At 55.6% G+C, this 26,484-nt stretch carries 24 protein-coding genes; 6 read left to right on the top strand and 18 right to left on the bottom strand.

The features are described 5' to 3' along the window. Nucleotides 1-38: 38 nt before the first annotated feature. A complete protein-coding gene (locus tag L881_RS0108450; protein ID WP_025733269.1) occupies nucleotides 39-1,163 on the bottom strand; it encodes a M20 family metallopeptidase in 1,125 nt (374 codons plus the stop codon). Between the two features lie 418 nt (nucleotides 1,164-1,581). Between L881_RS0108450 and L881_RS0108445 the strand changes: the two genes are divergently transcribed. Then, the gene (locus L881_RS0108445; RefSeq protein WP_025733268.1) at nucleotides 1,582-3,270 is read left to right on the top strand and encodes a BCCT family transporter; all 1,689 of its coding nucleotides are present in this window, start codon (nucleotides 1,582-1,584) and stop codon (nucleotides 3,268-3,270) included. 172 nt (nucleotides 3,271-3,442) lie between these two features. Here L881_RS0108445 and glmS read toward each other — a convergent pair whose 3' ends face one another. From glmS to erpA, 17 genes are all read right to left on the bottom strand, one after another. Next, entirely contained in the window at nucleotides 3,443-5,281 is a 1,839-nt protein-coding gene (glmS, locus tag L881_RS0108440; protein ID WP_025733267.1) for a glutamine--fructose-6-phosphate transaminase (isomerizing), read from the bottom strand. A gap of 167 nt (nucleotides 5,282-5,448) precedes the next feature. Next, on the bottom strand, nucleotides 5,449-6,240 hold the full coding sequence (locus tag L881_RS0108435) for a DeoR/GlpR family DNA-binding transcription regulator (protein WP_025733266.1): 792 nt from the start codon (nucleotides 6,238-6,240) through the stop codon (nucleotides 5,449-5,451). Nucleotides 6,241-6,348: 108 nt separating this feature from the next. Next, nucleotides 6,349-7,716, bottom strand: coding sequence for a bifunctional UDP-N-acetylglucosamine diphosphorylase/glucosamine-1-phosphate N-acetyltransferase GlmU (gene glmU / locus L881_RS0108430; protein ID WP_025733264.1), 1,368 nt, complete (start codon nucleotides 7,714-7,716; stop codon nucleotides 6,349-6,351). A gap of 265 nt (nucleotides 7,717-7,981) precedes the next feature. After that, nucleotides 7,982-8,401, bottom strand: coding sequence for a F0F1 ATP synthase subunit epsilon (locus L881_RS0108425; RefSeq protein ID WP_025733263.1), 420 nt, complete (start codon nucleotides 8,399-8,401; stop codon nucleotides 7,982-7,984). A gap of 96 nt (nucleotides 8,402-8,497) precedes the next feature. After that, entirely contained in the window at nucleotides 8,498-9,874 is a 1,377-nt protein-coding gene (gene atpD / locus L881_RS0108420) for a F0F1 ATP synthase subunit beta (protein WP_025733262.1), read from the bottom strand. A 66-nt stretch (nucleotides 9,875-9,940) separates the two neighbouring features. Then, the gene (atpG, locus tag L881_RS0108415; protein WP_025733261.1) at nucleotides 9,941-10,810 is read right to left on the bottom strand and encodes a F0F1 ATP synthase subunit gamma; all 870 of its coding nucleotides are present in this window, start codon (nucleotides 10,808-10,810) and stop codon (nucleotides 9,941-9,943) included. Nucleotides 10,811-10,952: 142 nt separating this feature from the next. Further along, nucleotides 10,953-12,494, bottom strand: coding sequence for a F0F1 ATP synthase subunit alpha (atpA, locus tag L881_RS0108410; protein WP_025733260.1), 1,542 nt, complete (start codon nucleotides 12,492-12,494; stop codon nucleotides 10,953-10,955). Nucleotides 12,495-12,510: 16 nt separating this feature from the next. Next, nucleotides 12,511-13,053 carry a F0F1 ATP synthase subunit delta gene (locus L881_RS0108405; protein WP_025733259.1) on the bottom strand — a complete coding sequence of 181 codons (543 nt, stop codon included), beginning with the start codon at nucleotides 13,051-13,053 and terminating at the stop codon, nucleotides 12,511-12,513. A gap of 12 nt (nucleotides 13,054-13,065) precedes the next feature. Next, the gene (locus L881_RS0108400; RefSeq protein ID WP_025733257.1) at nucleotides 13,066-13,536 is read right to left on the bottom strand and encodes a F0F1 ATP synthase subunit B; all 471 of its coding nucleotides are present in this window, start codon (nucleotides 13,534-13,536) and stop codon (nucleotides 13,066-13,068) included. An 80-nt stretch (nucleotides 13,537-13,616) separates the two neighbouring features. After that, nucleotides 13,617-13,844 (bottom strand): F0F1 ATP synthase subunit C, encoded by a 228-nt coding sequence (gene atpE / locus L881_RS0108395; RefSeq protein WP_025733256.1) that lies wholly within the window; start codon nucleotides 13,842-13,844, stop codon nucleotides 13,617-13,619. A 126-nt stretch (nucleotides 13,845-13,970) separates the two neighbouring features. Continuing rightward, nucleotides 13,971-14,780, bottom strand: a complete 810-nt coding sequence (atpB, locus tag L881_RS0108390) for a F0F1 ATP synthase subunit A (RefSeq protein ID WP_025733255.1) — start codon at nucleotides 14,778-14,780, stop codon at nucleotides 13,971-13,973. 9 nt (nucleotides 14,781-14,789) lie between these two features. Continuing rightward, on the bottom strand, nucleotides 14,790-15,209 hold the full coding sequence (locus L881_RS0108385) for an ATP synthase subunit I (RefSeq protein WP_025733254.1): 420 nt from the start codon (nucleotides 15,207-15,209) through the stop codon (nucleotides 14,790-14,792). A gap of 298 nt (nucleotides 15,210-15,507) precedes the next feature. After that, nucleotides 15,508-16,518 carry a ParB/RepB/Spo0J family partition protein gene (locus L881_RS0108380; protein ID WP_025733253.1) on the bottom strand — a complete coding sequence of 337 codons (1,011 nt, stop codon included), beginning with the start codon at nucleotides 16,516-16,518 and terminating at the stop codon, nucleotides 15,508-15,510. A gap of 49 nt (nucleotides 16,519-16,567) precedes the next feature. Next, on the bottom strand, nucleotides 16,568-17,338 hold the full coding sequence (locus L881_RS0108375) for a ParA family protein (protein ID WP_025733252.1): 771 nt from the start codon (nucleotides 17,336-17,338) through the stop codon (nucleotides 16,568-16,570). A 126-nt stretch (nucleotides 17,339-17,464) separates the two neighbouring features. Then, entirely contained in the window at nucleotides 17,465-18,100 is a 636-nt protein-coding gene (rsmG, locus tag L881_RS0108370) for a 16S rRNA (guanine(527)-N(7))-methyltransferase RsmG (RefSeq protein WP_025733250.1), read from the bottom strand. After that, nucleotides 18,097-19,995: a tRNA uridine-5-carboxymethylaminomethyl(34) synthesis enzyme MnmG gene (mnmG, locus tag L881_RS0108365; protein ID WP_025733249.1), complete on the bottom strand. Its 1,899-nt coding sequence runs from the start codon at nucleotides 19,993-19,995 to the stop codon at nucleotides 18,097-18,099. Before mnmG ends, rsmG begins: the two co-directional genes overlap by 4 nt. 855 nt (nucleotides 19,996-20,850) lie before the next feature. After that, a complete protein-coding gene (erpA, locus tag L881_RS0108355; RefSeq protein ID WP_025733248.1) occupies nucleotides 20,851-21,204 on the bottom strand; it encodes an iron-sulfur cluster insertion protein ErpA in 354 nt (117 codons plus the stop codon). Nucleotides 21,205-21,752: 548 nt separating this feature from the next. On the opposite strand from erpA, the gene L881_RS0108350 reads away from it, so the two are divergent. The 5 genes from L881_RS0108350 (at nucleotide 21,753) to L881_RS13110 (ending at nucleotide 26,411) form a co-directional block, all read left to right on the top strand. Then, nucleotides 21,753-22,184, top strand: coding sequence for a CopD family protein (locus L881_RS0108350; protein ID WP_025733247.1), 432 nt, complete (start codon nucleotides 21,753-21,755; stop codon nucleotides 22,182-22,184). A 109-nt stretch (nucleotides 22,185-22,293) separates the two neighbouring features. Continuing rightward, a complete protein-coding gene (gene thiD / locus L881_RS0108345; RefSeq protein ID WP_051464845.1) occupies nucleotides 22,294-23,127 on the top strand; it encodes a bifunctional hydroxymethylpyrimidine kinase/phosphomethylpyrimidine kinase in 834 nt (277 codons plus the stop codon). Further along, nucleotides 23,120-23,749, top strand: a complete 630-nt coding sequence (gene thiE / locus L881_RS0108340) for a thiamine phosphate synthase (RefSeq protein ID WP_025733245.1) — start codon at nucleotides 23,120-23,122, stop codon at nucleotides 23,747-23,749. Before thiD ends, thiE begins: the two co-directional genes overlap by 8 nt. 88 nt (nucleotides 23,750-23,837) lie before the next feature. After that, nucleotides 23,838-25,121: a glutamate-1-semialdehyde 2,1-aminomutase gene (gene hemL, locus L881_RS0108335; protein WP_025733243.1), complete on the top strand. Its 1,284-nt coding sequence runs from the start codon at nucleotides 23,838-23,840 to the stop codon at nucleotides 25,119-25,121. 129 nt (nucleotides 25,122-25,250) lie between these two features. Then, a complete protein-coding gene (locus tag L881_RS13110) occupies nucleotides 25,251-26,411 on the top strand; it encodes a P-loop nucleotide/nucleoside kinase family protein (RefSeq protein WP_025733242.1) in 1,161 nt (386 codons plus the stop codon). Nucleotides 26,412-26,484 lie beyond the last annotated feature (73 nt).

Here is a 26,484-nt window from a genome sequence, read left to right as displayed (position 1 = left end):
GCCAACGGCCATCTTGTTGTTATGGAATTTGAATATATCTATAACGCCGCAATTAGTTCTGCTACTAATGCTGCGCGCTGAGGAATGGTTTTGATCCTAATGTGTTCATACTCAGCATGCGCACCACCACCCAATGCCCCTAAGCCATCTAATGTGGGAATACCCATTGCCGCAGTAAAGTTTCCATCACTGCCACCGCCCACTTCACTACCTTCTAATTCGAATCCGAGTTCGAGAGCACAAGACTGTGCCAGTTTGAATAATTTGCGAGTACCCTCACCAAATTCCATTGGGGGGCGATTTAATTGACCCTCAACTTCTATGCGAGCACCATCCAGAACGGGCTGTAAGTTATAAATAGCTTGCTCGATGCGCTGGGCCTCTTCCCGCGTAGTAATACGAACATCAACGGCAATATGAGCGGTATCGGGAATAACGTTAGTGCGTGTGCCTGACTGAGCTACTCCTACATTCACTGAAGTGCCGCGTGACATATCCTGCAATGCATTGATACGCAAAATTTGATGAGCCATTTCTTCTGCTGCACTTATACCGCCCAATGGATTATTTCCTGCATGGGAAGACTTACCACGCAAGGTCAGGAAATAATTGGCGCTCCCCTTGCGACCTACCTTCAGATCATCGGAACCTTCTACTGCAGGCTCAAGCACTAAGGCACATTCACAACCTTGTGCCGTTTCCTCAATCAGTGGTCGTGAGTGATGACTACCGGTTTCCTCATCAGTAGTACATAAAAACAGGATTTTACGATCCCCAAGCAAATCAAGATCTAATAGCGCTTTCACTGCCCATAGCCCCTGAACTAAACCTGCTTTCATATCGTAGCCACCGGGCCCATAGAACTTATCATCTTCAATGTAGGTTCCTAGACGACCGATATCCCATACAGTATCGAAGTGAGCTATCAGAAGGACTTTTCGGCTGCCAGAGCCAATAGTGAACAGTCGATTATCGCCGACTTCCTGACGGGGAAAACGTTGGGCTTTTGTACCAAGCCTTTCAGTGAACAATTGCTCTAGAAATGCTCCACATTTATCAACTGCCAACTTGTCAGTGGAAGGAGACTGATGAGCAACGAGTTCTTGGATGTCATCGAAAATATTTTTTTTATTTTCATCCATGTAATGAGAAACAGCGGTCATGGGAATTCCTTGGTTTTGTATACCATGCATCTGTAGGTATTGAAAAATAGCAGTAATTTTGAGCCTTTTCCGTTGAGAGTAAAATACGACCTTGGTGCGGAGGCATCACAGGTGTCCCTATGGCTGTTGCCCCCAGAAACTGCCCTCCTTAATACAACCAAATCCCGATATTTTTTACTAATAATCAATGAGATAGGCGACTAATTCCTTTTTACTTAATAGATCATATAACTATATAATCTTGATAAAAATGACCGGTTACTTTAGACCAGTTCAGAGAGGCAACCATCGAGGTTCGGACAAAACTTTATTTTATGCCGGCATATGGCCTACCCTTTTTAGGTATGCCGCTCTCATGCCGGGCTATATTCCGGTACTCGGTATGAGAATATCTACAACGCAAAAAGAGGCCGATGCAATGGTTACTACGCCGCACCCAAATGACGGATCCGACGATTCAAAAGCCGATCAGCCCACGACCAACGAGGAAGGAATTCGCCGTCCTGAAGGGGCAACCAACATAATCAACACCGATTACGTCATCGGTCAGGACAACGTGTCGAGCCGGATAATGGGGCTCGAGTTCGACCTCCACGGCAAGGTATTCACGGTAGCATCTATCGTCATTTTAGCGTTCGTATTCCTGATTCTGGCGTTCCAAAACGAGGTTGAGCCTGTACTCAATGGGGTCAAAAACTGGTTAACAGATCACCTTAGCTGGGTCTTCTTGTCTGGTGCCAACATTTTTGTGATCGTCTGCATAGGACTGATCTGCTCGCCGCTTGGCCGCGTGCGGCTGGGTGGTCCCGATGCGAAACCCGACTACGGCTATTTCGGCTGGTTTGCGATGCTGTTTGCCGCCGGGATGGGCATCGGACTGGTGTTCTATGGTGTCGCCGAGCCCATGACTCATTTCGGCAACGCGCTCGCGGGAAATGCCGAAGCTCCGCTGAGTGGCGCCCAAGGCAATGAGGCAGCGGCACGCTCGCTAGGTATGGCGGCAACGATCTATCACTATGGGCTACATCCCTGGGCTGCCTACAGTCTCGTGGCACTAGCGCTGGCGCTATTCTCTTTCAACAAGGGGTTGCCACTCACCGTTCGCTCCATCTTCTACCCCATTCTGGGTGAGCGCGTCTGGGGCTGGCCGGGGCACTGCATCGACATTTTGGCTGTATTCTCGACACTGTTCGGTCTGGCAACGTCGTTAGGCTATGGGGCTTCCCAGGCGACCTCGGGGCTTAACTATCTGTTCGATGTGCCAAATACCACCGTGACGATGACCATCCTGATCGTAGCGATCACCATTGTGGCATTGATCTCGGTTGTATCTGGGCTCGATAAGGGGGTACAGCGCCTTTCCATGATCAACATGGCGCTGGCGTTCGTGTTACTCGCCTTCATCATCGCTGTTGGTCCGACACTGATGATCGCCACCGATTTCTTCACTAATCTAGCCTCTTACGTCCAATACATCCCCGCCCTCTCCATGCCTTTTGGTCGCGAGGATGAAAGTTTCAGTCAGGACTGGACTACATTCTACTGGGCTTGGTGGATCTCTTGGTCGCCGTTCGTGGGAATGTTCATCGCCCGTGTTAGCCGCGGTCGAACCGTGCGCCAATTCCTGTTGTCGGTGATCCTTGTACCGACACTGGTCTCAACCTTATGGATGACCGCATTCGGTGAGACGGCGATCCACCAACAGCTCACTACTGGCTTTCAGGGAGTTCAGGATGCAGCGTTAGAACTCAAGCTGTTCGTCATGCTCGATCAGTTACCACTAGCAACACTGACCTCCATTGTCGGTACCGTGCTTGTAATCGTTTTCTTCGTTACATCATCTGATTCAGGGTCCCTGGTCATTGATTCAATCACCGCTGGGGGTAAGGTCGATGCGCCGACATCGCAGCGTGTCTTCTGGTGTCTTATCGAAGGTGCCATCGCCATCGCACTTCTGTTGGGAGGAGGTCTGGAGGGGCTGCAGGCTGCTGCGGTATCCACCGGATTGCCATTCACTATCGTACTGGTGATAGGCTGTTACGGACTTGTTAAAGGCTTGATGTCGGAACCTCGATCGCCCAAGAGAAAACCGGCCAGAGCCACATGACATCGTGATCCTTCGGAGCCACCAGGCGGTGGCTCCTGCTGGGTAAACAGCCTGAAAGGTAGAACCTTCCATCTATAGGGATGGGAGCTCTGTTTTTCAGGCTGTTTATCTATCTGGGGCTATGATCCCCACTGCGATGTTCTTATCAACTCAACCTTTACCAACCACACCACTACTCCACCGTCACACTCTTCGCGAGGTTCCTCGGCTGATCGACATCGGTGCCGCGCATCACGGCGATGTGGTAGGCGAGCAGCTGTAGCGGGATGGTGTAGATGATGGGGGCGAGCTGGTCATCAACATCGGTGAGTGAGAAGACGGTAACGCCGTCACTTTCCTGAATGCCGACGGCTTCGTTGGCAAATACAAACAGCTGACCACCGCGGGAGCGCACTTCCTGCAAATTGGATTTCAGTTTTTCGAGCAGTTCATCGTTGGGCGCCACAACAATCACGGGCATGTCGCTATCGACCAGTGCGAGAGGGCCGTGCTTAAGCTCGCCGGCAGGGTAGGCTTCGGCGTGAATATAGGAAATTTCCTTGAGCTTGAGCGCGCCTTCAAGGGCAATGGGGAACTGGGCGCCGCGTCCCAGGAAGAGGGCGTGCTGCTTTTCAACGAAACGCCGGGATAGCTGTTCGATTTTATCGTTGAGGGTGAGGGTGCGTTCAATCGCTTTGGGCAGCCTACGCAGCGCTTCTACCAGCTCGACGATGGTCTCGTCGATCCCATAGCGTATCTGACGCAATGAGAGCGCCATCAGCATGAGAGCGGTTAGCTGGGTGGTGGTGGCTTTGGTGGAAGCGACGGCGATTTCGGGGCCGGCCATGGTCAGCAGCGATAGCTCCGATTCACGCACTAGCGAGCTGCCGGCTACGTTACAGATCGCCAGGCTGCCGAGATAGTCGCCGCTTTGCTGTGCATGACGCAGTGCAGCGAGGGTATCGGCGGTCTCACCTGACTGGGAAATGCTGACGAACAGAGTACCGGGGGGAACCACCACATCGCGGTAGCGATATTCGGAAGCGACTTCAACCAGGGTTGGAATCCTGGCGAATTTCTCCAGCCAGTAGCGTGCCACCATGCCAGCATGGTAGCTGGTACCGCAGGCGATAATGTGAATGCACTGCACCTGCTCGAAGAGCGCTTCAGCGTCGGCACCAAAGGCTTGCGGCAAGACGTGATCAGCCCCTAGCCGCCCTTCCAGCGTTGCGCCTACCGTCGTCGCCTGTTCGAAGATCTCTTTCTGCATGAAATGACGGAAGTTGCCTTTACTGGCGGCACCATCGCCGTGTTCATAGACCACGGTATCGCGCTCGACTCGCTCGCCGTGCTGGTCGGTAATTTCGATCAGATCCCCGCCGACAAGCCGCACGATGTCGCCTTCACGCAGATAGATAAAACGATCGGTAACTTGCAGCAGCGCCAGGGGGTCAGAAGCGAGGAACGCTTCGTCGATGCCCACGCCAACAACCAGCGGGCTGCCTTTGCGGGCACCGATGATTTCGCCGGGAACATGCTTGTGCATCACGGCGATGGCGAAGGCGCCCTCCAAACGCGAGGTCACGTTAAGCGTCGCTTGATAAAGATCACCACAGCGCTCGAATTCACGCTCAATCAGGTGCGCCATGACTTCGGTATCGGTCTCCGACTCGAAGAGATAACCTTCTGCCTGAAGCTCTTCACGCAGCGCTTCGTGGTTTTCGATAATGCCGTTGTGTACCAGCGCCAGCTCACCCTTGGAAAAGTGTGGATGCGCATTCCCAGCGGTGGGGCGTCCATGGGTTGCCCAACGCGTGTGGGCGATCCCCATGTGGCCTTTAAGAGGATGTTCTGCCAGCGCCGCTTCCAGCGCTGCAACCTTGCCTACTTCACGCTGGCGCTGAAGCTGCCCAGCGTCGCTCAGAATCGCCATGCCCGCGCTGTCATAGCCTCGGTACTCCAGCCGTTTCAGCCCTTCCAACAGAATGTTCTGGACTTCTCGGCTGGCGATGGCAGCAACAATCCCACACATGGTCATTCTCCTTGATTCAAACGATCAGGCGGCTATCCGTGCATTGAAAGCCATGCTTGCTGATCCTGTTCTTCAACGGCGGTAGCGCTGAAGAAATATCTTGTTCATTAACAATTGCAGCGGGAAGGCAGCGAGCGCTCAGCCACTGCTTCCTGCCGGAATAAAGACTACGACCGACTGCCCGCAGGACACTCGACCACCACCAGCTCAACGTTGTGCTCGATGATCGCTTGACGGCTGGCAACATCCAGCCGGTCGTCGGTAATCACGACATCAATAGCATCGAAATCCAGCTCAAGATTGGGCATGCGCCGGCCAATTTTGTCCGACTCCACCATCACCACCACTTCGCGGGAAACCTGCGCCATCACCTGTGAGAGCGACAGCAGCTCGTTGAAAGTGGTGGTGCCGCGCTCAAGATCTATACCGTCAGCGCCAATAAACAGCTGATCAAAATCATATACGCGCAGCGTCTGCTCAGCCGTTACCCCCTGAAAGGAGAGCGAGCGCTCATCCCAGGTGCCGCCTGTCATCAGCAGCGAAGGTCGGTTGGGCAATTCACGCAGATGATTGGCCACCTCCAGCGAGTTGGTCATGACCACCAACCCCATGATGTTTTTCAGCTGGGGAATCAGTGTGCTGGTCGTGGAACCGCTATCAATCACGATACGGGCGTGATCCTTGATGCGGCTTTTGGCAGCTTCAGCGAGCCTGCGCTTGAGCGGACAAGAGGTGGAATCCTGCATCTGGCCGCGGGGCAGCAGTGCTGCGCCACCATAACGGCGAATCAGGATGCCTTCCTGCTCCAGTTGGGAAAGATCCTTTCGAATCGTAACTTCTGAGGTATCAAAGGCGTTCGCCAATGATTCAACGCTAACGTCACCCTGCTCTTCCAGCAGTGCGATAATCGCCTCGCGACGAGCCCCTGTATTACGAGCTGAGGTTTTGGATGCAGCCATAGACGGACACGACTTCCCATATAAAAACGGCGTTTCCGAAATAGTAATTCTTTCGAAAACGCCGTTCAATGGTTTTGTTTTGAAACATTCCAGCTAGCTGGATGCGAGCTAATCCTCGCCGGCTCTCTCGGAGCGCTGCCACTCCTCCTTCACCACCTGGCGGGCACGGCCAAATACAAGGCCGCGTTCAACAGATTCAGTCAGGGTAGAGCCAGCCGCAATGGTCACATGATCACCAATGGTAATGGGCGCAACCAGTGCTGTATTGGAGCCAACAAAAACGTGGCTGCCAATCTCGGTATGGTGCTTGTTAACGCCATCATAGTTACAGGTGATGGTGCCTGCGCCTACATTGGTATGCTGTCCAATGTGAGCATCACCTATATAGCTGAGGTGATTCACCTTGGTGCCGTAATCAAGGGTCGCTTTCTTGATCTCAACGAAGTTGCCTACCCTGACCTCAGTCGCAAGCTTGCTGCCAGGCCGCAGCCGCGCATAAGGTCCGATTTGGTTGTTACCCGCAGCGCTGGCCTCCTCAATATGGCTATAAGCCTCTATATGAGTACCCGCGCCAATATGGGCGTTACGAATCACACAATAAGGGCCAATGATGACGCCATCTTCAAGGGTAACGTCGCCTTCGAAGATACAGCCAACATCAATAGAGACATCACGCCCGAGCGTTAACGTGCCGCGTTGATCAAAACGCGCCGGGTCCGCGAGAGAAGCGCCCTGTGCCATCGCTTGTTCAGCCTGCTGATGCTGCAACCAGCGTTCAAGCGCGGCAAGCTGGTGCCGATCGTTGACGCCAGAGACTTCCTCGACACAACTGGCCTGCACGGCATCAAGCGGCACACCTTCCGCATATGCCATACCCACAATATCGGTGAGATAATATTCGCCCTGCGCATTGTTTGCCGAGAGGGCCGGCAGCCAGCGTTTCAGCAATTTGCCCGTGGTGCCCATCAATCCGGTATTACATTCACGAATGCGGCGCTGCTGCTCGGAGGCATCCTTCTGCTCCACAATCGCCGTAACCTGGCCGCTATCATCGCGCACGATACGCCCGTAACCGCTCGGATCTTCATGAACAACGCTCAGCAGCGTTAGCTGATCCTGCGCAAGCCCTGTGCTTAGCTGTTCCAGCGTCGCAGCAGTCAGCAGCGGTGTATCACCGGTCAGAATAAGCACTGGCCCATCACCAAGGGCGGGCAGCACTTGAGCTACCGCGTGTCCGGTGCCCAGCTGCTGGTGCTGATAAACGAAATGAATATCTGGCTGGCCCGCCAGCGCCGCTTCAATCTGATCGGCCCCATGGCCCACCACTACATGAATCGTTACATCACTTAGCTGTCTGGCACTGTCGATAATGCGTTGAAGCATTGAGCGGCCCGCCAGCGTATGTAGCACCTTGGGTAAATGGGACCGCATGCGGCTGCCTTGACCGGCAGCGAGAATAACCACGTCAAGCGACATGACAACTCCAATGATTGTTCAATTCTTGCGTTGACTGAATGTAGCGCGAGCGTTGATGCCACACAGCGAATCCGAAAAGAGTCGCACATTCGTCACGATTTCACCAAACCAGAACCAGAGACGATTAGTCGCCCGAGAAGATGCTCGCCATTACCGTGTCTCTTTGGCCCGGAATCCGCAGCACCAGATACACAAATGCCCCGACCGAAGTCGAGGCATTTGCACGATATGGCAGCCACATCGAAACAGCAGAGTGCGTGGCGAATCAGCGGTTATTACGTACCCGCTGTAGCGCACGCAGACGCGCTGTCGCTTCTGCAATTCCACCGAGCGCCGTAGAATAATCCAGCTCGGACTGCTTGTCTGCCATCGCACTACGCGCCTGTTCAAGCGCGCGCTGCGCAGCTGCTTCATCCAGATCGCCACCGCGTTCTGCAGTATCGGCCAGAATCGACACAGAATCCGGCTGAACCTCAAGGATACCGCCGGACGCGAAGAAGGTTTCCTTCTTGCCGTCTTCAAGCGTTACCTCAACCGGGCCAGACGCTACGCGCGTCAGCAGCGGCTCATGGCCTGCGAGAATACCGATCTCGCCTTCCGCGCCGGTGGCCATGACCTGCGACACCTTGCCGGAAAACAACGATGCTTCAACGCTGACGATATCGCACTGAAAGCTTTTAGCCATTCTTCGTCTCCTGGATGCACCACCAGAGGTGGCACCTTGCCTGGAGAGCCAGTAGCCGCTGCCAGCGTGAAGCTATCAGCGGCCACTCGCTTCTCCTTAGCGCATGCCTTTCGCTTTCTCGACTGCTTCTTCGATGCCGCCGACCATGTAGAACGCCTGTTCCGGCATGTCGTCGTAATCACCGTTAAGGATGCCAGTGAAGCCAGCGATGGTCTCTTTCAGAGAGACATAACGGCCCGGGGCACCGGTGAATACTTCGGCCACGTGGAACGGCTGCGACAGGAAGCGCTGAATTTTACGCGCACGCGCCACAATCGCTTTATCTTCGTCGGACAGTTCGTCCATACCCAGAATCGCGATGATGTCTTTCAGTTCCTTGTAGCGCTGCAGAACACCCTGTACGCGACGCGCAACACCATAATGCTCTTCACCTACAACCAGCGGATCAAGCTGACGCGAAGTGGAGTCGAGCGGGTCGATCGCCGGGTAAATACCCAGTTCGGCGATGGAACGCGCCAGAACCACGGTCGCATCAAGGTGCGCGAAGGTGGTGGCCGGAGAAGGGTCAGTCAGGTCATCCGCGGGAACATAAACGGCCTGTACCGACGTAATGGAGCCGGTTTTGGTCGAAGTGATACGTTCCTGAAGCATACCCATCTCTTCTGCCAGCGTCGGCTGGTAGCCCACCGCAGAAGGCATACGACCCAACAGTGCGGACACTTCGGTCCCTGCCAGGGTGAAACGGTAAATGTTATCAATGAACAGCAGTACGTCACGGCCTTCATCACGGAATTTCTCCGCAACGGTAAGACCGGTCAGTGCCACGCGCAGGCGGTTGCCGGGCGGCTCGTTCATCTGACCGTAAACCAGCGATACCTTATCGAGAACGTTCGACTCCTTCATTTCATAGTAGAAGTCGTTACCTTCACGAGTACGTTCGCCAACACCGGTGAATACGGAGTAACCGGAGTGCTCACTCGCGATGTTGTGGATCAGCTCCATCATGTTGACGGTCTTGCCCACACCGGCACCACCGAACAGCCCCACTTTACCGCCTTTGGCAAACGGGCAGATCAGGTCGATAACCTTGATGCCGGTTTCCAGCAGATCGTTGGAAGTAGCCTGCTCCGCGTAGCTAGGTGCCTTACGGTGAATCGACATGCGCTCTTCTTCACCGATCGGGCCCTGCTCGTCAATCGGGCGACCCAGCACGTCCATGATACGACCCAGCGTTTTTTCGCCGACCGGTACCTGGATGGGGTTGCCTGTATTAACAACTGCCAGACCACGCTTCAGCCCTTCAGTAGAGCCCATGGCAATGGCACGCACGACGTTATCGCCGAGCTGCTGCTGTACTTCGAGTACGGTCTCGATGCCTTCAACGTTGAGGGCGTCATAGACCTTTGGCACGTCACCCGTGGAAAACTCCACGTCAATAACGGCGCCGATGATTTGTACGATATGTCCGCTCATCTGGTGTCCTCTAAACCTGCGATCCTGTCATGCCGCCAGGCATGTAAATTCACATCACCCACGGCATTACACCGCCGCGGCACCACCGACAATTTCGGAGATTTCCTGGGTGATCGCCGCCTGACGTGCCTTGTTGTAGACCATTTGCAGGTCGTCGATGATTTGACCGGCGTTGTCAGTAGCATTTTTCATCGCCAGCATTCGAGCTGACTGTTCACAGGCAATGTTTTCAACCACCGCCTGATAAACCTGGGATTCAACATAACGAGTCAACAGTTCGTTGAGGATCATGGTTGGATCGTCAGGTTCATATTCATACGTCCATGGCATCTTGCCAGCCTGCTCTTCGCCGCTGCGCGGTTCGAGCGGTACCAGCTGGCGCACCACGGGTTTCTGGGTCATGGTATTCACGAACTCGTTGCTGATAATGACGATGCGATCGAGCTTGCCTTCGTCATAGGCATCGAGCATAACGCGCACGCCGCCCAGCAAATCATTGAGTTCAGGCGCATCGCCCAAATCCGATGCAGTCGCCAGCACTTCGCCACCGTGACGACGGAAGAAGCTGACTGACTTTTTGCCGATACCACAATAGGCTACATCGACACCCTGGTCGCGGTAGCCTTTGATTTCGCCCAGAGCGGCCTTGAATACGTTGACATTGAGGCCACCGCAAAGACCGCGGTCAGTGCTCACCACGATGATACCGACACGTTTAAGGTCGCGTTTGGCCAGATAAGGATGCGTTGAATCCACCTGACCTTCGGCGGTGTGATAGCACACCTCGCGAATCTTTTTCGCATAGGGCTGGCTGGCCGCCATGCGATCCTGAGCTCGGCGCATCTTGGAAGCAGCGACCATCTGCATCGCATTGGTGATCTTCTGCGTATTCTTGATGCTGCCGATCTGTTGCTTGATCTCTTTTCCGGATGCCATACCGATCTCCTCTACCAACCCGGAACCGTGACACACATTTCACTACACCACGACTGCCCTGTTGGACTTACGCCAGGATGTTGCTACCACGCCGCGTCACGAACGCTAATTACCCGAGCCACAAGGCCCGGGCAAACTTGCATTAGTTACGGGTCGCTTTGAAGCTCTCTACAGCTTCCTTGAGGCCCTTCTGGATCGCGTCGTCGTAGCCGCCTTTCTCGTTGATTTTATTCAACAGATCAGCGTGCTCGGTGCGCATGTACTCAAGCAGATCGTCTTCGAAGCTGAGTACATCTTCAACGGGAACGTCAGAGAGATAGCCTTCGTTAGCGGTAAACAGCGTGACACCCATATCGGCAACCGAAAGCGGCGAGTACTGCTTCTGTTTCATCAGTTCAGTAACGCGCTCACCGTGGTCGAGCTGCTTGCGCGTGGCATCGTCGAGATCGGAAGCGAACTGCGAGAACGCCGCCAGCTCACGATACTGCGCCAGTGCCAGACGAATACCACCGCCCAGTTTCTTGATGATCTTGGTCTGTGCCGAGCCACCTACACGAGAAACCGACAGACCTGCGTTGATGGCAGGACGAACACCTGAGTTGAACAGGCTGGTTTCGAGGAAGATCTGACCATCGGTGATGGAGATAACGTTGGTCGGTACGAATGCACCTACGTCACCGCCCTGGGTCTCGATGATCGGAAGAGCCGTCAGCGAACCGGTCTTGCCCTTGATTTCACCCTTGGTGAACTCTTCCACGTACTCGGCGTTAACGCGAGAAGCACGCTCCAGCAAACGGGAGTGCAGGTAGAAGACATCACCCGGATAAGCTTCACGACCCGGAGGACGTTTCAGCAGCAGGGAGATCTGACGGTAAGCCCATGCCTGTTTGGTCAGATCGTCATAAACGATCAGTGCATCCTGACCACGGTCACGGAAGTATTCGCCCATGGTGCAGCCTGCATAAGGCGCGAGATACTGCATGGCAGCCGGATCAGCAGCACCGGCGTTAACGATGATGGTGTGATCCATCGCGCCGTGCTCTTCAAGCTTGCGCACTACGTTGGCAATAGTGGACTGCTTCTGACCGATAGCAACGTAGATACATACGATGCCGCTGTCTTTCTGGTTGATGATGGTGTCGATGGCAACGGCAGATTTACCAATCTGACGGTCACCGATAATCAGCTCACGCTGACCACGACCGATCGGCACCATGGCGTCGATTGATTTCAGGCCGGTCTGAACCGGCTGATCCACGCCCTGACGTGCGATAACGCCAGGCGCGATCTTTTCAACGCGATCGGTGAGTGTAGTACCCAGCTCACCCTTGCCATCAATCGGGTTGCCCAGCGCGTCAACAACGCGACCCAGCAGTTCAGGGCCAACCGGAACTTCCAGGATGTGGCCGGTGCACTTGGCGATCATGCCCTCGGAGAGAGATTCATATTCGCCAAGCACCACGATGCCTACGCTATCGCGCTCAAGGTTGAGCACCATGCCGTATACATCATCGGGGAATTCGATCATTTCGCCGTACATGGCGTCATTCAGGCCGTGTACGGTAACGATGCCGTCAGCTACGCTGACAACAGTGCCCTCGTTATGGGCTTCAAGACCGGCGTCGAGGTTGTCGATGCGGCTCTTGATGATATCGCTGATTTCTGAAGGATTCAGTTGCTGCATGCCATGTCCCCTGACCTCAGACATTCAGACTGCTTTCAAGCTGCGCCAATCGACCACGAAGCGAACCGTCGATAACGGTATCGCCTGCGCGGATGATGACACCGCCAATAAGCGAGTCGTCCACTGAAGTAGTGATAGAGATTTCTCGGTCGAGACGCTTTTTCAGCGCATCAGCCAGTTTGCGTTGCTGTTCATCGCTGAGGGCAAACGCGCTGACGACTTCGACCTCGACGCGGCGCTCGTGAGCTTCCCGAGCGGCTTCAAACTGTGCGTGGATCTGGTCCAGCGCTGGAAGCCGGTGGTGCTCTGCGAGCAGAGTGACGAAATTGACCGCCTTGGGTTCGAGCTGGCCGCCGCACAGAGAAATGAGTTTCTCTGCAAGCTGCTTTTCGGAGTGCCTGGGATCATTGATGTAGGCACTCACCTTGGGCTCTTTAACCAGCGCTTCTAACAATGCCAGCGTTTGAGACCAGCTATCCAGCGCCTTCTCTTCCAGTGCTGTCTGAAATGCAGCCTTGGCGTAGGGCCTGGCGACCGTTGCGGGACTCGATTGTGCCATCGGATTTCCCCTTTAGAGTTCGGCGGTCAGCTTGTCGAGAAGGTCAGCATGCTGCTTCTCATCGACCGACGACTCGAGAATCCTTTCTGCGCCACGCACGGCCAGAGAAGATACCTGGGCGCGCAATGCCGCCTTGGCACTTTGCAGCTCCTGCTCAATCTCGGAGTGTGCGTTATCGATCATGCGCTGGCCTTCGGCCCGAGCGTTTTCGCGTGCTTCCTCAACCATCTTGTTGGAGCGCGAACGCGCCTGCTCAACAATATGTGAGGCTTCTTCGCGGGTCTCCCGCAGGATCTGCTCGGCCTCTGCCTTGGCACGTTCCAGTTCTTCCCTGGCGCGATCAGCAGCGTTCAAACCCTCGGAGATTTTTTTCTCACGCTCTGCAAGGGCGCCAGAAATGGGCGGCCACACATACTTCATGCAGAACCAGACAAAAATCACGAAGGTGATTATCTGTCCGATGAGTGTCAGGTTGATGTTCACGGTAAAGTACCTTTGGCTGTTCGTGGTGACCGGAATCGCAAGAGCCGGGCAACGCTCGCGTTACACCCGGCGTCGGCAGATTAACCAGCGACAGCGAACATCAGGTAAAGAGCGATACCAACGCCGATCATCGGCACAGCATCAAGCAGACCGGCCATCAGGAAGGCACGTGACATCAGCATGTTGCTCAGCTCGGGCTGACGAGCGTTGGATTCGAGCAGCTTGCCTCCGAGGATACCGAAACCAATGCCGGTACCGAGCGCGCCAAGGCCAATCATGATCGAAGCGGCGACGTAGATCATTTCCATGATGAAGCTCCTAAGGATAAAGCTAAGTTAGTCATTTCCGGGGTGTAAGTGCATGCAGCCTATCAAGCGTCGCACGCTACGTTCATCGAAGCCCTTATTGCCCGAAGCATCAGGGTCGAAGATTTCTTAATGATGCTCGTGCGCCTGACTAAGATAGACGATGGTCAGCATCATGAAGATAAACGCCTGCAGAGGAATAATCAGCAGGTGGAAGATTGCCCAGGGTACGCCCAGCGCCCACTGAATCCAGAACGGCAGCATCGCGATCAGCAGGAAGATAACGTCCCCTGCAAAGATGTTACCGAACAGTCGCAGCGCGAGGGAAACTGGTTTAACGATCAGGTTGACCAGCTCAAGCACCAGGTTGAAGGGAATCAAAAACGGTGTATTGAACGGCTGGAAACTCAGCTCTTTGGCAAAGCCGCCGATGCCCTTCACTTTCAGGCTATAGAAAAGGATCAGGAAGAAGACCGAAATCGACAGACCGAAGGTGATGTTAACGTCGGAAGTCGGTACAGCCTTCATGTGCTCGATGCCCAGCAAGCCAGCGATGCTCGGAATCAGGTCCATCGGCAGGAACTCCATGGAGTTCATCAGCAGTACCCAGACGAAAATTGTCAGCGCCAGCGGAGCAATCAGCGGATTTTTGCCATTGAAGCTGTCACGCGCTATGCCACTGGCGAACTCGACGGCCATTTCAACGACGTTCTGAATACCGCTTGGCACGCCGGTGTCGGCCTTTTTGGCCACACGGCGGAACAGCACCAAAAACACCAGGCCCAGCAAAATCGACCAGAACATCGAATCGACGTTGATTGACCAGAAGCCCATTGCCGCAGCTTCCTCGGCGGTATGAGCGAAGGACCAGCCATGCTCGGGACTGAGTCCGAAGACGAGGTTCTGAAGGTGGTGACTGATGTATGAACCGCTAGCCATTGATCTGCCTCAGATTCGGCAGCGAAACAGCGTGCGCAGTAGCCAGGGGGCCAGCCATTGCACAAGTGTTGTCGCTATGTATGCAAAAAAGAAAAACGCTGGGTGAGACGGTGGCAGCAGCACGAAAACTGCTATGAACATCACCACTGTCAAACCGAACTTGCCTACCTCAGCCCTGTACATCAGGCCTACAGACTCTGATGCCTGACGCGATGCGTATACACGCATGAAGCGCCAGGCAAAATAGAAGCTTGGCAGAATGCTGACCAGTACACCGCTGAGGGCACTTGCACCCGCCCCGCGAGACGCCAGCAAAAACACCGCCACAGCGATAATCGCACCGAATAAAGACTGAACAGCAACTGCCTTGAGCGGAAGAGACTGCTGCGGCAAACGCTGTCGAAATGCCGCGGAACTTGCTCGTCGCATGGCGGGTCCAGTTATTTGGCTCGATCAGTAGACATACACCTTTCCACTGCGCACGCCTTACCAGCTTCAAAATTGACGCGAATTATAGGGGGCTGGCTAGCGAGCATCAATGACATATTGGACCAAAAATGAAAATTAACCGTCCAAATGGGCAAAAATTAAACAACTTCGATCAGAGTGCGGCAATTTGTCGCACCTTAGCGAATTTTATTAATGTTTTTTTAACTTTTTTGCCCGCCACACTTGCAGATAACCCCGGTAAATTCTCCCGACAAGACTGACCGTTTTCCAGCCTGATTCAACGAATATGGGCAAGAATACCGTCCAGCTCATCAAGACTGGAATACTTGATTTCGACCTTCCCCTTCCCTGAAGAGCCATGGTCGATTTTCACCGCTGCGCCCAGTAATTCTCCCAGTCGCGTTTCCAGCTGAAGAACATCAGCACCAGGCGCAGCATCCTTGGCTTTTGGCTTGAGCAAGCGCTTCACCCATGCTTCCGTCTGCCGCACCGTCAGCCCTTTGGCGACGACATCACGCGCCGTGTGACGCTGACGTGTTCCCTTCAATGGCAGCAGCGCACGCGCATGCCCCACATCAAGCTCACGGCGCTCCAGCATCCCCAATACTTCGCTTTCAAGTGCCAGTAAACGCAGCAGGTTAGCGATCTGGGCGCGCGATTTGCCCAAGGCATCTGCGACCTGCTGCTGCGTCAGTTCAAATTCATCAATCAGCCGCTTGAGCGCCAAGGCTTCTTCTACCGCATTCAGATCTTCACGCTGAATGTTTTCGATCAGGCCAAGCGCGAGCGCCGCTTCGTCGTTCAGCTCACGTACTACCGCTGGAATCACTTCCAGATCGGCTAACTGGGCCGCGCGCCAGCGTCGCTCACCCGCGATGATTTCATAGCGCTGGCGACCGGTGCCACTTGCCAGGGGCCGCACCACAATGGGCTGCATCACGCCACGCGAGCGAATCGACGCCGCCAGCTCTTCGAGACTTTGCTGATTAAACTCGCGGCGCGGTTGAAACTGCCCGCGCGACAGTGCTGCCAGCGGAATCCGTATCAGCTGATCGACGCTGACCTGGGAGGAAGATGCACCGCCCTCCCCCGCTACGTTGTTGCCATACGCTGGTTGGTCAGCGGAAGGCTTCTCGCTGGAAGGGGCCGAGAGACCAGCTTCGTTGGCTGGGGCGTCGTGCTGAGCATCGTCGACACTCACCTCTTCGTGCTCGTGTAATGCCTGACTGCGCGAGCGAGCGCCTATCAATGCGTCAAGTCCACGTCCCAAAGCGCGCTTGCGTGTCATCCCGAATGGCCCTCATTGGTGATACAAGGTAGTGAACGAATGAAAAAGATCACAGCGCCAACCGCTTGATCAACTCCTTGGCCAGCACACGATACGCGTGGCTTCCTCGCGATAATTTAGCGTACTTGGTGACCGGAAGCCCATGACTGGGCGCTTCTGCGACGCGGACATTACGCGGAATAACGCTTTTCAGCAGATCATCGCCGAAATAGTCGAGCAACTGCTTGCTTACATCCCGCGTCAGACTAATGCGGTTATCGTACATGGTACGCAGGATGCCGTAGATCGCCAGCGATGGATTGATGCTACTGCGCACCTGGTCAATGGTGTCGAGCAGCGCCGATAGTCCTTCCAGCGCATAAAACTCACACTGTAGCGGAATCAGCACCCCATCCGCGGCGGTCAGCGCATTCACGGTCAACATGTTCAGTGATGGCGGACAGTCGATCAGAATAACATCGAAGTTATCCTTGATCGTTGCCAGAGCATCGGAGAGCCGCTTCTCACGATCTTCAACATCCAAAAGGCTGACCTCTGCGGCGGTCAGGTCAGAGTTGCCTGGCAGCAGCAAATAGCCTGCCTCGGGACAGTTGGTGACCACTTCACGCACGTCAACATCCCCCAGCAGCACATCCAGCACACTGCCGCTTGCCAACGCATGTTTATCAACGCCGCTCCCCGTGGTGGCGTTGCCCTGCGGATCGAGATCCACCAGGAGCACGCGTTGCTTCAGCGCGCCAAGCGCGGCGGCCAGATTCACCGCTGTGGTGGTCTTGCCAACACCGCCTTTCTGGTTGGTGAGCGCAATGATATGGGTCACTTATCCATTCCTTCGGTCAAACGAGTATGTCGAATCGGCCTTGAACCACACTCATCACAAGAGTGAGCGGTGGATGCCGGTGGTGATCGCACTATCACCAGTGTGTGCCGTTGTCAGAGGCAAAGGCTATGAGCGGACGGGAGCGATGCGCAACAAATGGCGGCTCGCCCGTTCACCGGGCACTTTCAGCGCCGTCTGCTCTATCAGCGCTACATCCGCGGGCAGTGCAGGCGCTTCATTCAGCTGGCCTACCATGGCCAACCATTCGCCATCGGCAGCAATCAGCGAACGCGACAGCCCGATAAACTGCTCGACTGCGGCAAAGGCGCGGCTGACGATCTGAGCAAAGCCTTCCCCTGCATCCAGAGATTCGACACGTTGATGCAGCGGCACAACGTTATCAAGCCCCAGTTCAAGCACCGCCTGACGCTGAAAGCGTACTTTCTTGCCGTTGCTGTCGAGCAGCGTTACCGCCAGTTCAGGCCGCGCAATCGCCAATACGATACCGGGCAACCCCGCTCCCGCTCCTACATCCAGCAGCGAAGGCCCTGTCACCCATGGCAGGATGCTAAGGCTATCGAGCAGGTGGCGTACCACCATGTCTCGCGGATCGCGCACGGCGGTGAGGTTATAAGCGCCGTTCCACTTGTGCAATAGCGCTACGTAACGCAACAGCAGATCAATACGCTGCGGTTCAAGCGCGATACCGAGTTCAGCCAAGCCTTGTTCCAGCAGGGGCTGAAGTGTCTTGTCACCGCTCATCCAGCGTTTACCTCAGTCTGTGCAATGTGCTGACGCTTTTTGAGCTGAATCAGCAGCAGCGACACAGCTGCAGGGGTAACGCCGGAAATACGGGCCGCTTCTGCCAGAGTCGCCGGGCGAGCGCGCTCAAGCTTCTGCTTGATCTCACTGGAAAGCCCCGCAATGCACGAATAGTCCAGGTCATCGGGCAGCGCGGTCTGTTCATGGCGCTTCAGTTTCTCGATCTCGCCCTGCTGACGATCAATGTAGCCCTGGTACTTGGTTTGAATCTGCACCTGTTCGGCAACCGCAGCATCAACCTTTGGCATATCGCCGCGCTTGATCGTCTCGATATCGGCATATTCAGCCTCGGGGCGCTTCAACAGATCCAGCAGGTTATGTTCACGGGCCAGCGTGCCCAGCCTGGGCGCCAGCGCGTTGGCTTCCTCACTGTCGGGCAGCACCCAGGTGCTCGCCAAATGTTGACGTTCACGTTCGATGCTTTCGCGCTTGTGCTCGAAGGCAGTAAAGCGCTGATCATCCACCAGCCCCAGCGAGCGGCCAATCTCGGTCAAGCGCAGATCAGCGTTGTCTTCACGCAGCAGCAACCGATATTCAGCCCGCGAAGTAAACATGCGATAGGGTTCCTGGGTACCGAGACGAATCAGATCGTCCACCATAACGCCAATGTAGGCTTCGTCACGGCGCGGATACCAGGCATCGCGTCCCAGCGTGCGCAGCGCAGCGTTGGTGCCTGCCAACAAGCCTTGCGCAGCGGCTTCTTCGTAACCGGTCGTTCCGTTGATCTGACCCGCGAAGAACAGGTTTTCGATAAAGCGGGTTTCCAGAGAGTGCCTGAGATCGCGTGGATCGAAGAAGTCGTATTCGATCGCATAGCCGGGGCGAGTGATGTGAGCGTTCTCTAAGCCCTCAATGGAACGTACCAGCTCAAGCTGCGTATCGAAGGGCAGCGAGGTAGAGATACCGTTGGGGTACAGCTCGTTGGTTGATAGTCCTTCCGGCTCGATAAACACCTGGTGGCTGTGCTTGTCGGCAAAGCGGTGAATCTTGTCCTCGATGGAGGGGCAGTAACGCGGCCCAACGCCATCAATAACGCCTGAATACATGGGCGAGCGGTCAAGGTTGGCCCGGATAATGTCATGGGTGCGCTCATTGGTATGAGCGATGAAGCAGTTGACCTGCTCAGGGTGCCATTCCTGCTGGCCCAGATAGGACATGATCGGTGTTGGCGTGTCGCCAGGCTGTTCCTGCAAACGCGAGAAATCGACACTTTTGGCGTCGATGCGAGGAGGCGTGCCGGTCTTGAGCCGCGCCACATTAAACGGCAGTTCACGTAAGCGTTGGGCAAGCGCAGTGGCACTCGGGTCCCCTGCACGACCGCCGCTGTGGTGCTCAAGGCCGATATGGATGACCCCTCCGAGGAAGGTACCGGTACACAGCACCACGGTGTCAGCATGAAAACGGATGCCGGCCTGTGTTTCGACACCGCATACCCGATCACCCGCCACGATCAGATCACTGGCCGCCTGCTGAAAGATTGCCAGGTTCGGCTGGTTTTCCAGCATTTCACGAATGGCCGCCTTGTATAGCGCACGATCAGCCTGGGCACGGGTAGCGCGCACCGCTGGCCCTTTACGTGAATTGAGTACACGAAACTGGATGCCAGCGCGATCGGTAGCCAGTGCCATGGCGCCGCCCAGTGCATCCACTTCCTTGACCAAATGACTTTTACCAATCCCACCGATGGCGGGATTGCAGGACATCTGGCCCAACGTTTCCACGTTATGGGTCAGCAACAGGGTATTAACGCCCATGCGAGCGGCGGCGAGAGCGGCTTCAGTGCCGGCGTGTCCACCGCCGATGACGATTACGCCAAAGCGGTCAGGGTAATCCACGGTACAACCTCGGATAGCAGAACGCCCGACACGCTTTCAGGTGGACGCTTCCGTTAGCGTCAATGTGCCAGGCGAAAAATAGTGTGAAGGTGCTGAAGCGTCAGCACGGTGTTGATCAGGGCGAGCAGTATAACGTGCCTGTGGGTAACCGTCAGTGGTTTTCCACACTGATCTCTGAAGCGCGCATTCAAGAGCGTTTATCTAAATAAATAAAAAAGAATGTTTTTAAATGAAGTTCTGTTGTGGTGATGATTATTGTTGCGGCGATTTTTCGTGGAAAACTCAACTTAAACGATAAAAATCAGGCAGTTACGCTGTTATCTTGTGGAGGGATAAGAGGCGTATGAGCTGCGCAGTTCTGGTGGGTAGCCTGTGGAAGAAAGTACCGGATATCCACAGCCAGAGTTGTCCCCTGTTTATCCACCCGTGGCTGACGTTGTTGTCTGTGTAGTTGTTAACGTTTACGTCAAGGTCGCAGGGCGCCAGAAATGGCGGACTCCCTAGCCCGATTTGCAGAGGATAACCGTAAGAGTTTTCCACAGCCATAATGGGCAGTAAAGCGATGTCTCTATCAAGGCGGGAAAAGACTCTGCAACCCGCATGGTTGTCAGCTTTCAGGCGACTATGCGGTCTCTTCTGAATGAAATGTGAAAATGCAGGTTTCGTCACTCAAACTGGGCATTGATTGGCTGTTCAAGAGAGTAATGCGGCGGTGTTGACGATCGTTATGGCGATGCAAGAGAAAGGAAGCAGACTACTTTACAGGGGATTTTTAGCAGTTGGAGGGAGTACAAACGACAATGCCGCCGCTGGAGGAAAACCCCGCGACGGCATTGGCAAGGAGGGGGGCAAATATCAGACGCTGAAGGATGCGCCACAGCCACAGGTAGTGGTGGCATTGGGATTTTTGATCAAAAAGCGTGCACCTGCCAGACCTTCTTCGAAATCCACGGTAGAGCCGACCAGATATTGATAGCTAAGCGGGTCGATCAGCATAGTGACGCCATCTTTTTCTACGATGGTGTCCTCTTCATCGACGGCTTCGCTGAAATCGAAGCCATATTGAAAGCCAGAGCAACCGCCACCGGTGACATAAACACGCAGCTTCAGGTTCGGGTTATTCTCGGCTTCTGCGAGGGTTCGCACGCGTGCGGCCGCACTCTCGGTCAGGTAAAGCGGAGACGGCACGAAGGATTGGGCGCCACTCATGGGTAAGAGCCTCCTGGTATCAACCTGCTACTGCTGTTTGCCTGGTTATGTGAACGCTTCTCACTGAGTGAGTCGCGCAAGCCTGGCAGTGGCAGGTTCTATTGGGTCATTTCACGGCCTGTTGGCAACGCCGTTGGTACGGTTGATTGCGTGAAGCCTGGAGAGCGATGTGTGACTGCGCCCCTCTGCGTTACGGTAAAAACGTCTACGGCAAAAGGATCAGCGGCACCGCATGGATGAGTGCTAGTGTACCATTTCGATCAAGAGGGCGGCGATGTCGGGAAAAGAAGGCATACTCGCGGCCTGACTCGTGGTGTTGTGTCGGGTGTAATGATGTAGCGGTGGGGCATGTTGAGGAAATCCTTTCCGCCAGTGAATATATTCACTCAATCCGGCAGCAAGGCTGATCGCCCGCTTTGTCTTGCAATAATGATAGGCTGCGAGAGCTGGTTATTCAGGTGATCGCACCTTCCTATAATGAGAAGTGTTAGGTCAGCCGTCAGATGCTGTCCATAACGCACAACCGTAGTAGCCGAAAAGGAGCTGTTATGATCGCTTGGCTAGTGGCGTTTCACTTGATCGCCGCATTTTTGTGGTTTTCGGGGCTGTTCTACCTTCCTCGCCTGTTCAAGTACCACGTAGTTGCCCTGCGTCAGGGAGATGAGCAAGGTGCGCGCCGGTTTGAGGTGATGGAGCGTCAGCTTTATCGCGTGGTCATGAATCCCGCCATGTATGTAACCCTGGCGCTGGGTTTGTTGCTGGCGGTTCTTAAATATCACTACGTGCTGGGCGCGCCCTGGTTCTGGGCCAAGATCGTACTGGTGATTCTGCTGATTGGCTGTCACCACATGAGCAAGGCCTTTATGCGCAAGCTGCGTACTACCCAGGGCAAGCCGCGTCTCTTCTACAAAATCTTCAGCATGATTCCTCCCATCCTTATGGGCGTCATTGTGGTGCTGGCGATCGTGCGACCGTTCTAGCGAGCTGCCCATGCAGGTAGGCACTGGATAAAGGCCGGGCGCTGTTTGGCTGCCATTGATATGCGCTTGGCTTGCTGCTGAATGTAGGACGTTTTTGAGGAAGTTCGGGATGTCAGAGATCGCGTCAACGATGCCGGTGGTACTGGTGCTGGCAGGCCATGATCCTACCCATGGCGCGGGCCTGGGGGCCGATCAGGAGGCGATTCGCAGCGGTGGCGGGTGGGCGTTGAGCGTGGCGACGGCCCTGACGGTGCAGGATTCCATTAATGTGACCGCTGTCTATGATGTAGCGCCCGACTATATAAGGGCGGCTGCGCTGACCGTCACCGCTGATGTTGCGCCCCAGGCGATCAAGATTGGGCTGCTGACCAGCAAGGCCAGTGCTCAAACGGTGGCCGCGCTGCTGGATGACTTTGCAACGCTGCCGGTGGTCGTGGACCCCGTGTTGAAGGCGGGCGGTGGTGCAGCGCTGGCCCAGCATGATCTGGTGGCGGAAGTGAGAGCGTCTTTACTGCCAAGGGCCACGCTGGTGACGCCCAACCGCAGCGAACTTGCACGGCTGGTGCCCGAGCAGCCCAACGATGAGCGGCGAGCGCTGGCACTGTGTGCCGAAGGCACTGCGGTACTGGTCACGGGAACCGACCCATTGCCTGATGAAGCACCTACAGGTGACAGGGTGGTGCACCGTCTCTATCAGCAGGGGCACCCAGTGCGTGAATGGTGCTGGCCGCGCTTGCCGGGCAGCTATCACGGCTCTGGCTGTACACTGGCCGCGCGGATTGCGCTGGAACTGGCGCTTGGTCATTCGCTGGCCGATGCCTGTGAGCGCGCTCAGCGCTATACCTGGCACGCGCTGAAACATGCGCAGCGGTTGGGAAAGGGCCAATACTTGCCTGACCGGTGGCACGGTAACTTCTATCAAGGAAATGAAGGCGATGAATAACTCAGGCTGGCAGCGCGGCATCTACGCGATTACCGATGCGGGGCTGATGCCGGATGATGACACGCTATTTGCCCGCGTGGCTGCTGCGCTGGAAGGGGGGATTGCACTGCTGCAATACCGTGATAAATCCTCCGACCAGCAGCGTCGTTTGCGCCAGGCGCAGTGCCTTGGGCGGCTGTGCGAGCAGTATGCGACGCCCCTGATTATCAACGACGACGTTGCTCTGGCAGAAGCGGTAGGCGCCGGTGTGCATTTAGGCCGGGAAGATGGCTCGATTGCGGCGGCACGGGCGCGATTGGGCGCTTCCGCCATTATTGGAGCCACCTGTCACGACAGCCTTGCCAGCGCAGCTCAGGCGGTCGAGGAAGGTGCCAGCTACATCGCCTTTGGGCGCTTCTTTCCTTCACGCACCAAACCGGATGCGCCCCCTGCTCCTCTGACACTGCTGCGCGAAGCGCGCCAATGGCACCTTCCTGTTGTCGCCATTGGCGGGATCGAGGCTGGCAATATCAGGCAAGTGATGGAGGCAGGCGCGGACCTGGCGGCTGTCGTTCACTCGGTATTTGGCGCAACCGACCCCACACAAGCGGTTTTTCGACTTCGCCAAGCTGTGTCAGACTAGTCGCATATTGATGGTCGGCTGCGAGTTGCCCTACTGACCAACACGGCTACCAGCACATGGATGCTGTCTTCTTTTCCAGGATATTGTCATGACCACCTCACAACAGCTATTTGATCTCGCTCAGCGTCACATTCCCGGCGGTGTGAACTCTCCGGTGCGTGCCTTTACCGGTATTGATCGTGCGCCGATCTTCATCGAGCGCGGTAAAGGCGCTTACATCCACGATGTTGAAGGCAAAAGCTACATTGATTACGTGGGGTCATGGGGGCCGATGATTACCGGCCATGCTGACCCTGACGTGCTGAATGCCGTGCGCCAGCGCCTTGAAGCGGGGCTGTCATTCGGCACCCCGACAGCGCTTGAAACCACCATGGCGGATCTTATCTGCGAGATTATTCCGTCGATTGAGATGGTGCGCATGGTCAACTCTGGCACCGAAGCTACCATGTCGGCGATTCGTCTGGCGCGCGGCTACACTGGCCGTGACAAGATTCTGAAATTTGAAGGCTGCTATCACGGTCACGTCGATTCGCTGCTGGTCAAGGCGGGATCAGGCGCACTGACACAGGGCGAGCCAAGCTCCCCCGGCGTGCCTGCTTCGCTGGCCGAACACACCTTGACCGCGCCCTACAATGATATCGACGCGGTGCGTCGCCTGTTTGCCGAGCGCGGCCACGAAATCGCCTGCATTATCGTCGAGCCGGTTGCGGGCAACATGAACTGTATTCCGCCGCAGGAAGGCTTTCTTGAGGCGCTGCGTGAAGTCTGTGACGACAGCGGCGCGGTGCTGATCTTCGACGAGGTAATGACCGGCTTTCGTGTAGCCCTGGGAGGCGCTCAGGCGCACTACGGCATCACGCCGGACCTGACCTGTCTGGGCAAGATCGTGGGTGGCGGCATGCCGGTAGGGGCGTTTGGCGGCAAGCGCCATATCATGGAGAAGATCTCTCCGCTGGGGCCTGTCTATCAGGCTGGCACTCTGGCCGGAAATCCGCTGGCGATGGCGGCGGGCGTTGCCCTGTTAAGCAAGGTGCGTGAACCCGGTTTCCACGAGGCGCTATCAAATCGCGTCACTCAACTGTGTGAAGGGCTTGAAGCGCGGGCCAAAGCAGTGGGCATTCCGCTGCTGACCCATCAGGCAGGCGGCATGTTCGGCATCTTCTTCACCGATCAAGCGCAGGTGACCAATTTCAGTGAAGCAACCGCGTGTGATGTTGAAGCCTTCCGACGTTTCTTCTCTCATATGCTGGATCAGGGCGTATATCTAGCGCCTTCCAACTATGAATCAGCGTTTATGTCGAGCGCGCACGGGGATGAGGAGATTCAGGCCACCCTGGATGCGGCAGAAAAAGCGTTTGCCGCCCTAGCGTAATGGTTTACGCCGAGAGTCGAGTCAAGCAAGTAACACTTTGATACTATTCGTACCCAAGGGTGCTTCATTGCACTATTTTCAACCGCGCCACCCGTTGCTGAACGGCTGGCTCAAGCCAGGAGCCTTATCTTGACTCAGACTTCCCGCAAGCCTTTGTTCGAGGCGCTCCATCTTCACGGGGTGATCGACGCGTCTTTAATCGAGCAGGCAGACACCCTCAGCAATGATGAGATGATTGCGCTGTGTCACGAGATTGGTGACACCATGCTTGAGCGTCGTGATTCACCGGCGGCCAGCGCTGCGCCTAAATTCCAGCGTCTGGATCAGGCCATGCTGGCCGCTATTGCCAGCCTGCGCAGCAATCCGGCCTGCGCGCCCTATGACGAAGAGCTTCAGCAGCTTGAGTATTGGGCCAGTGAAGCCTATGCACGCATGCAGCCGGCGCTTGAAAAACGCCAGCAGCAAGGCTTGCAGCGCCCCGTGGGTGAGGTCGTCGAAGGGGATGTCTGTCTCGAACTGGTATCGTTGTGCTGCGATATTCTGACGCTGGATGGACTATCGCTGGCCAACGAGGTGGTCGATCACTATCTGGAAGGGTGCGGCGACTTCGAGATGATGCGGCTGTTTGACTATGCCGCTGTCCTCTTTACGCTGATGCGCGCGCTCAATGTGGTTGACCACCCTGAAGCGCTCAAAGGCTATATTGAAGCCATCGTCTATATCTACGAATTCCGCGTGCCTTACCTGCTGCTGGGCGTCGGTGTGACGGGTTCCGGCAAAAGCCGTTTCACCCGCTCAGCGATGCGTGAACTGGCGGGTATTCGCGTGCGTTCCAGTGCCGAGCGTGAGCGTTTGATGCGCCAGCGTGAAATTGAAGGGCTGCCGGCCCTCGACAAGTTCTCCGCTGAAATGACCCGCCTGACCTACCAGCGTATGGCGCGCATTACCGGTGCGCTGCTTGAAGCGTGCTATCCGGTCTATATTGATGCCTCTTGCCTGACCCGCGAGCAGCGCGAACTGCTCAGCAATGAAGCGCGCTATCGCGGACTGGCGCTGGTGATGGTGCAGTTCAAGGCGAGCGATGAAACGCTCAAGGCTCGTCTTGAGCATCGCTCACAAAAACGCGGTCAGGATCCGGCGCTGGTGGCCGAGCTATTAGCCTACCAGCAGCGCGCCTTCGAGCCTTTTGAGGGAGAAGAGCGCACGCATTTGATCCAGATCGATACCGACGCGCCGGATGCCAACGAAACGCTGGTCAATCTGATTCGCGAGCATTTGCGCCTCAACTAGCGTGCAGCGAAAGTGGCAAACGCTAAACGCCCTGCTTTTTGCAGGGCGTTGTCGTGTCGAGAAAAGCGCGTCA

The organism is Carnimonas nigrificans ATCC BAA-78, from assembly GCF_000526695.1.
Taxonomy (GTDB): domain Bacteria; phylum Pseudomonadota; class Gammaproteobacteria; order Pseudomonadales; family Halomonadaceae; genus Carnimonas; species Carnimonas nigrificans.
The sequence above is the reverse complement of the archived record's forward strand: the minus strand, read 5'-3'. Positions and strand labels throughout refer to the sequence as shown.

Excerpts from the sequence above, each read along its gene's own strand:
- L881_RS0108450 (WP_025733269.1), bottom strand. The coding sequence starts at position 1,163 with ATGACCGCTGTTTCTCATTACATGGATGAAAATAAAAAAAATATTTTC.
- L881_RS0108445 (WP_025733268.1), top strand. The coding sequence starts at position 1,582 with ATGGTTACTACGCCGCACCCAAATGACGGATCCGACGATTCAAAAGCC.
- glmS (WP_025733267.1), bottom strand. The coding sequence starts at position 5,281 with ATGTGTGGGATTGTTGCTGCCATCGCCAGCCGAGAAGTCCAGAACATT.
- L881_RS0108435 (WP_025733266.1), bottom strand. The coding sequence starts at position 6,240 with ATGGCTGCATCCAAAACCTCAGCTCGTAATACAGGGGCTCGTCGCGAG.
- glmU (WP_025733264.1), bottom strand. The coding sequence starts at position 7,716 with ATGTCGCTTGACGTGGTTATTCTCGCTGCCGGTCAAGGCAGCCGCATG.
- L881_RS0108425 (WP_025733263.1), bottom strand. The coding sequence starts at position 8,401 with ATGGCTAAAAGCTTTCAGTGCGATATCGTCAGCGTTGAAGCATCGTTG.
- atpD (WP_025733262.1), bottom strand. The coding sequence starts at position 9,874 with ATGAGCGGACATATCGTACAAATCATCGGCGCCGTTATTGACGTGGAG.
- atpG (WP_025733261.1), bottom strand. The coding sequence starts at position 10,810 with ATGGCATCCGGAAAAGAGATCAAGCAACAGATCGGCAGCATCAAGAAT.
- atpA (WP_025733260.1), bottom strand. The coding sequence starts at position 12,494 with ATGCAGCAACTGAATCCTTCAGAAATCAGCGATATCATCAAGAGCCGC.
- L881_RS0108405 (WP_025733259.1), bottom strand. The coding sequence starts at position 13,053 with ATGGCACAATCGAGTCCCGCAACGGTCGCCAGGCCCTACGCCAAGGCT.
- atpE (WP_025733256.1), bottom strand. The coding sequence starts at position 13,844 with ATGGAAATGATCTACGTCGCCGCTTCGATCATGATTGGCCTTGGCGCG.
- atpB (WP_025733255.1), bottom strand. The coding sequence starts at position 14,780 with ATGGCTAGCGGTTCATACATCAGTCACCACCTTCAGAACCTCGTCTTC.
- L881_RS0108385 (WP_025733254.1), bottom strand. The coding sequence starts at position 15,209 with ATGCGACGAGCAAGTTCCGCGGCATTTCGACAGCGTTTGCCGCAGCAG.
- L881_RS0108380 (WP_025733253.1), bottom strand. The coding sequence starts at position 16,518 with ATGACACGCAAGCGCGCTTTGGGACGTGGACTTGACGCATTGATAGGC.
- rsmG (WP_025733250.1), bottom strand. The coding sequence starts at position 18,100 with ATGAGCGGTGACAAGACACTTCAGCCCCTGCTGGAACAAGGCTTGGCT.
- erpA (WP_025733248.1), bottom strand. The coding sequence starts at position 21,204 with ATGAGTGGCGCCCAATCCTTCGTGCCGTCTCCGCTTTACCTGACCGAG.
- L881_RS0108350 (WP_025733247.1), top strand. The coding sequence starts at position 21,753 with ATGATCGCTTGGCTAGTGGCGTTTCACTTGATCGCCGCATTTTTGTGG.
- thiD (WP_051464845.1), top strand. The coding sequence starts at position 22,294 with ATGTCAGAGATCGCGTCAACGATGCCGGTGGTACTGGTGCTGGCAGGC.
- thiE (WP_025733245.1), top strand. The coding sequence starts at position 23,120 with ATGAATAACTCAGGCTGGCAGCGCGGCATCTACGCGATTACCGATGCG.
- hemL (WP_025733243.1), top strand. The coding sequence starts at position 23,838 with ATGACCACCTCACAACAGCTATTTGATCTCGCTCAGCGTCACATTCCC.